A 6,151-nucleotide genomic window follows, 5' to 3' on the forward strand; every position below is an offset into this window, starting at 1 on the left:
CCATAACCCGTCAGGAACCAGCCGCTGCGACAGATCAGCACCCACAAAGAGCAATCATGCCGCAGCACACCAACTCACCACGTGAGACATGCTCTTAGATGACCCCCGTGGTGTGCCGACGCCGGGCTGGTCGCGCTGACGTTCTCGCCGCGCTCGCCCCGATGCCGCTGGCGTGGGCGATGAGGTCCGCCTGGACCTGCCCGAAGGCGTCCGGTTCGCCGGGCCCGGACGTCCCGAGGGCAACGTCGACAACGCCGCCATCGACCCGAGCTGGTCCTGGGCGGCAGGCGGCGGGTACGGACTGGGCCTGATGAAGGTGGACACGCCCTGCGGCACCGTCTGGGGCCACACCGGAGGGATGCCCGACTACTCCAGCGAGATCTGCACCGAGACCCTCGTCGACGCGGCGGCCTGCCACCTGCTGGGCACACCACGGCCCAGCCCACGGTGAGGGCTCTCGCGGTCGGGCGGCGCTCTCATTCGCGCAGACACCACTCGACGAACGTGGCGATGCTGGGGTCCACCCGTCCCGCCTCGTCCGCCACCGCCGACGTGCAGAAGAACCGGACCTCGCCGAACTCCAGGTCCATCGTCTTCAGCAGGTTCCGCAGCCCCAGCCGCTCGCCCAGCCACTCCCGAGTGGAATCGCTGTCGTCCGGGCGGTCGGGCAGCAGGGCGGGGTGGCCGGTCAGCAGGTCCCGCTTGCTGACGGCGACGGCGAGCCGGGCCCTGGTGAGGCGGGTGCCCATCGTGCGTACGGTCTGCACCGAGCGCGAGAACACGTCCTCCGGGTCGACCGTCGAGGCCAGGGTGCGGTCCACCGCGGGGCCCGACGGGTCGAGGCGGGTCCAGAACGCGTCGACGGCCATCGGGTCGAGGACGAAAACGAAGGTGCGGGCATCCCGCGCGTAGCGCAGCGCGTCGGTCTCCTCCCGGCTGACGAACCGCTCACCGGCCGTGTCGAAGACATGCACCAGCCGCTCGGCGCGGCCGTTGCCGAGCACGAACGAATGGGCCCGGGGCAGTGTCTTCTGGGTGGGGCGGGTGTGGCCCTGGATCTCCAGGACCTCGTTCAGCACCCGCTGGTTGGCGGTCGTCTCGGGGTCCGCGAGCCGGATCGCGGGCCCGCCGTCCGCCGCCGTGTTCTCCAGTGACTTCACCATCGCCGCCATCAGCTGGGTCTTGCCCGCGGCCCGGCCGCCGATCAGCGGCAGGATCAGCTCGGACATGTGCCCGGCGTCCGGGTTCATCGACTTGCCGCAGTGTTCGTGCACGCAGAAGCCGCTCAGCCGGGCATCCCTGCTCATCAGCATCAGCAGGGTCGGTATCCGCTCGTCGCAGGCGCACCGGCGCCGGAAGAGGCCGAACGTGCCCGGGCGGATGTCGGCGTGCCGCCGTCGGCAGTTCGTACGGGGGCAGTCGTACGCCGGATACGGGACGCGTTCGAAGCAGCTCGGGCACAGCATGCCCCGGGGCAGCCCGCGCAGGATCATCACCGCCCGGTCGGTGGCCCGCAGGGTGAGCGCGGTCAGCCGGGCACCGGCGGTCAGGAGGGCCACGCCGAGCGCCTGTAGGCCGAGGAGCAGGCCCAGCACGGGTACCGCGACGGCGGCGCCTACGGTGAGGCCCAAGTAGAGGGTCAGGCCGTACGGGACCGAGACGGACTCGTGCACGGAGGGCGCGGTGATCTGGCGGGTGGTCACCTGACGGTAGGCGTCGGTGACCGTACGGACGTACAACCGCCGCCCCTGGGTGAGGAGCTGGCGCAGATCGCGGGTGGCGGGGCCGAAGAAGTAGTTGCGGTGGGCCAGTTCGTCGGTGGGGCGGTACGGCGCGATGGTCACGAATTCGGGGGTGCGCCGTCGCAGCACACCGTTCAGCAACTGGCAGTAGCGCCACAGCAGTTCACTGACCAGCGCGGCCCCGCGCAGGGCCGCGATCGCCGGGGCGATGAACAGATAGAGCACGAGCAGGGCCAGGTAAGCCAGGGGGACGAGGACGAAGATCAGGATGGCGACCATCGGGAACTCACCCCTCTTCCGGTCGGGAATCGTCTCGGGGGCCGTCCGAGGGTCGCCGCTGGGTCAGTTTGCGGCCCCACTTCTTCACGCGGCCCAGGCGGTGTTCGGCGTACTGCTCGTACTCGTCGGCGCGCCGCGTGTCGTAGGGGCGGAGCGCGCGGGACAGGCGGTCCAGATCTTCGGCCCGCCAGTGGTGTGCGGTGTGCAGGCGCAGCGTTTGGACGATCTCCAGGTGCGCCTGCGGCAGTCCGGCCCGTGTGCCGTTGACCGCGAGCACCCCGGTGACATGGCTGAGCACTACCTCGTCGATGCGGTCCGGGGTCACCGCCGCCCGGTGCACGGCGCGCAGATAGCCGTCAGCGAGGGAGAACGAGAACTGCCCGATCTCCGCGCGCAGCCGGGCCGGGTCGGCGGGCAGCCGCATCATGGCGGGGAGCAGCCGGTAGCGCTTCAGGGCGCGGGGCGCGGCCCACGCGTCGATCTGCGGGATCCGGAACGTGCGGGCGAGCGCGGTGGCCTCGGTGGCCTCGCGCAGGGCCGTCTCCAGCCGGAGGGTGGTCCGCACACATTCCTGGGTGACCGCCCGCAGCCAGGCGTAGCGGGCGGGCGCGGTGAGGGTGTCGCACAGCACCAGGCAGGCCCGTAAGTCCTCCTCGTCCCCGACCTCCTGTTTCACCGCGCGGTCGAACCACTCGCCGACCGCCTCGTCCACCGGTCGGTCCGACGGCAGCCGACGGGCGACCTCGGTCGCCTCCTCGTACGTCCAGGCCGGTGACGGCTGCCGCCACAGCCCCCGCAGCAGCTCCGCGTCCGGCGAGGTCTGGCCGCGTACCGCCAGGATCTGGAACAGCAGGTCGACCGTGCGGGTGGGTTCCCGCTCGGCCTGTGCCCGCCAGTAGTGCTCAAGGAGCCGCGGCCGCTCACCGAGGTCCCGCTCGCTGAGCAAGGTGGCCGGGAACTGGGCGAACAGCTGCTCCTGGCCACCCCGCTCCTCCAGCACCTCCTGCACCGCCATCGCCAGCCCGGCCCTGAACACCGGGAGGGTGTGGACGAGGCGGGCGACCTCTTCGCGCAGCTCGGGTCCCGCGCCGGAGGAGCCGAGCAGGGCGCGGGCCAGGTCCAGGCAACGGGCCGCGAGCAGCTCCGGCGGCGGGGCGAGCCGCGCGCCCACCGCCCACAGCAGCAGCCGCACCCGCTGGCGGCTGTGGACGGCTTCGCCGAACAGCCGCTGCCACAGGACGGTGGCCCGTTCCCGCTCGGCGGGGTGGGTGATCGGCACCGGGCCGGGCGCGTTCGCCACACCGGTCGCATAGGCGCGGATACGGGACTGGTGCAGCTTGCCCTCCAGCTCGTGGTGGAGCGCCGTGTCACCGCCCGCCTTGGCGGCCGCGCTCAGCGCCGCGAGCTGGTTGTCGTCCAGGTCCCGGTGCTTGTGGTGGATGTCCGCCGCCACCGCCGCCCGGCGCGGTCCGAGATGACCGGCGCCGGCCAGCCAGTCGATCACCGCGCGGACATCGGCACCGGTCAGCTCCGTACCCCCCGCCGCCGCGGCCGCCGCCACCGGCGCGTGCCAGTCGCCCGGTGTCCGCTCCTGGCCGTGGGTGTACTCGGCCGTCCAGGACCACACCGAGCGGATCGACCCGACCCCGATCCGGGTCAGCAGCCGCACCAGATGGTGGGTGGGCACCACCTCGGGGAAACGGCCCGCGGAGAAGTCGAAGACGGTGTACGACTCCTCGTCGTCGGGGCCGAACTCGGGGTGCGCCCCGGGCACCGTGCCGATCAGGTGCAGCCGGCTTCGGGTGGGCCGGAAGAGATAGGTGGCGAAGGAGAGGGTGCGGGCCAGCGGGGGCGGCAGGAGGTAGCAGACGGTCGCGAACCAGTGGGCGATCCGGTCCGTCGTATCGTCGATCACCACCACCGAGCCGTCCTCCGCGAGCGCCGCGAACACCGCCGCCAGCAGGGCCGGGAGCTGCTCGGCGTGCGGGTGCGCGCGCAGGAAGGCGCGCGCCGAGCGGGAGGACAGCGGGCCGCGTGGCAGGGGCGGGGACAGCTCCGGAAGCTCCGTCGTATCGGCCACTCGTGTGGTCCACACCGGGGAATCCCACAGCTCGATCGCGAGCAGGCCACCGTCGCTCTCGAACTCCCCCTCGGTGTAGAGGGCGTGGGCGAAATAGTTGCCGAAGCGACGCGCCGAGTCCCGGCCGACGTACCGTACGCACAGCGTGGTGGCGCCGCCCTGCCCGCCCGGGGTGTGACAGAGGTTCACCGGGCAGCGGGCCAGCAGCTCGGGGGCGTCCGACTCGACCAGGGAGCGCGGTGGTTCGTACCCGGCCAGGCCCTCGACCCGGTGCCGGGTCTCGGCCGACACCCGCTCGCTCACCGCGTTGAACTGGAAACCGGAGGAACCGCTGAGCCCGTGCTCGCAGGAGGTGTAGTAGAGCTGCTGGAAGCTCCTCATCCGCGGCCCGCCTTCGGCACCGCACCGAACTCGCTCAGCAGCCACAGCAGCGGATCCGCCACCCGGTAGGGCTGGATGCCGGTGTCGGCGACCCGGGCCTCCGGCGTGGCGCCGCGGCCCAGGGCGGAGACACCGAAGTAGCGGTAGCGGGCGAAGGTGTTCTCCAGGGACTGGTCGATGGCCGCGCCGTCCCACACCCTGAGCAGCTGGCGCACCTCCTCGTGGACGCTGAGGCTGTCGCCGACGTCGAAACGGCCGCGCGCGGGCGCGTACGACCGCAGCGGGCTGCCGTTCTCCATCAGATGCCAGAACGCGTCCACCTTGGAGAAGACCACCGCCATCGGGGTGGTGACCTTGGCCGCCTTGCCGCCCTGCGCGGCCAGCAGCATGCCGCTCACCCGGCTCAGCACATTGATCGGCGGGTCGATGCCGTCCAGGCCGGGCAGCTCCGTACCGGGCGCCGCGTTGTCCATGGCGCCCGGCATCTGCAGCGGGTCGAGCAGCAGGATGATGCCGTCCGCGTTGGTCAGATAGCGGGTGTTCAGCTCCACGCTCTCCCGGCTGTTGAAGTCCTCGCCCGCCGTGTCGAAGAACGACAGCACACTGTGCTGCGGCCGCTCTCCGAACAGCCCCTTGCGGCGCAGCCCGAACCGGAACACCAGCGGATCCACCCGGTTGGCGTTGGTCGTCGCGGTCTGGGTGGGCGGGAACATCTGCCGGTCGCGGTAGAGCCGGTTCTCGTACTCCGAGCTGTAGCGGCGCATGGTGGTGTCGTCCAGGCCCATCAGCGACGCGCCGTAGATCTCGCCGACCTGGTTGCGCATCTCGTGCAGCAGCACGGTCATGTAGATCGTCTTGCCGGAGGAGCGCGCGCCCACCATCGCGATCAGCCGGTTCTCCACCATCCCGAACTGCACCGGCAACTCGACGTGGCAGACCGGGCAGATGCGGTACGTCGACTCGCCGTCGCAGTCCGGGCACACCGCCGTCGACTTGCGGCCGTCGGCGGCGAAGTCCGGGCCCACGTCGTGGCTGGGGCGTCTGCCGAAGCGTTCGTCGAGGACCGGGTCGCGGCGGCGCTGGCACTGCTTGCGGGTGCGGCTGAGCCGGCTGTTGCAGCGGAACCGGATCTCGCGCGGGGCGAAGGTCTCGTAGCAGTAGGGGCAGGTGAGTCGTCTGGCCATCAGGTCACTCGCAGCCGGTGCAGCGCCGTGGGGCGGATGTCGATGGTGTGGTCGTGGTCGGCGTCGGGGCCGGTGTCGGGGCCTTCCGCCGGGAAGCAGACGAGCCAGGAGGGGCCCCGGGTGCTGGGGAAGGGGAACTCCAGGGTGAGCGGGGTGCCCGCCGGGAGGCGCTGGGCGGGGACCTCGTGGAGGACGGTGCCCTCGGCCGTGCTGGTGGGGCGGTAGCGGCCGAGGCCGTGCACGATCCGCAGGGCGGGGAGGTCGCAGCCGGTCCGGGCGGTGAAGGTGACGGTCGCGACGCGGGCGCCGGTGAGGCGGCGGCGCAGGGAGGGTTCGTACTCGACGATGGGGGGTTCGGCCGCGATGCGCAGGGAGGCGGCGCCCTCGGTGTCGACGGTGGCGTCGGGGACCAGGGCCTCGACCGTGAGCGTGACCGCGCCCCGGCCGACGGGGAGGTCCAGGCCGCCGTCGTGTTCGTAGACCCG

At 72.0% G+C, this 6,151-nt stretch carries 4 protein-coding genes and 1 pseudogene; 1 reads left to right on the forward strand and 4 read right to left on the reverse strand.

Going from position 1 to position 6,151, the window contains the following annotated elements:
* Positions 1–190: 190 nt before the first annotated feature.
* A pseudogene (locus ACZ6CL_RS42610) lies at positions 191–451 on the forward strand (serine hydrolase); the annotation flags it as partial.
* Between the two features lie 25 nt (positions 452–476).
* Here ACZ6CL_RS42610 and ACZ6CL_RS42615 read toward each other — a convergent pair.
* The 4 genes from ACZ6CL_RS42615 to ACZ6CL_RS42630 all read right to left on the reverse strand — a co-directional run.
* Positions 477–2,021: a TRAFAC clade GTPase domain-containing protein gene (locus ACZ6CL_RS42615; protein WP_468946888.1), complete on the reverse strand. Its 1,545-nt coding sequence runs from the start codon at positions 2,019–2,021 to the stop codon at positions 477–479.
* Between the two features lie 7 nt (positions 2,022–2,028).
* Positions 2,029–4,482 carry a GTPase-associated protein 1-related protein gene (locus ACZ6CL_RS42620; RefSeq protein WP_468946890.1) on the reverse strand — a complete coding sequence of 818 codons (2,454 nt, stop codon included), beginning with the start codon at positions 4,480–4,482 and terminating at the stop codon, positions 2,029–2,031.
* Positions 4,479–5,666: a TRAFAC clade GTPase domain-containing protein gene (locus ACZ6CL_RS42625; protein WP_468946893.1), complete on the reverse strand. Its 1,188-nt coding sequence runs from the start codon at positions 5,664–5,666 to the stop codon at positions 4,479–4,481. The genes ACZ6CL_RS42620 and ACZ6CL_RS42625 overlap by 4 nt, the downstream gene beginning before the upstream one ends.
* Positions 5,666–6,151 (reverse strand): hypothetical protein (locus tag ACZ6CL_RS42630; RefSeq protein WP_468946895.1); only part of this gene is annotated, 486 nt, incomplete at its 5' end. The genes ACZ6CL_RS42625 and ACZ6CL_RS42630, both read right to left, overlap by 1 nt.

It is taken from the genome of Streptomyces sp. NPDC041200, from assembly GCF_055591805.1.

What these genes read in the sequence shown, in the direction of transcription:
- ACZ6CL_RS42615 (WP_468946888.1), bottom strand. Translation starts at nt 2,021, where the DNA reads ATGGTCGCCATCCTGATCTTCGTCCTCGTCCCCCTGGCTTACCTGGCC.
- ACZ6CL_RS42620 (WP_468946890.1), bottom strand. Translation starts at nt 4,482, where the DNA reads ATGAGGAGCTTCCAGCAGCTCTACTACACCTCCTGCGAGCACGGGCTC.
- ACZ6CL_RS42625 (WP_468946893.1), bottom strand. Translation starts at nt 5,666, where the DNA reads ATGGCCAGACGACTCACCTGCCCCTACTGCTACGAGACCTTCGCCCCG.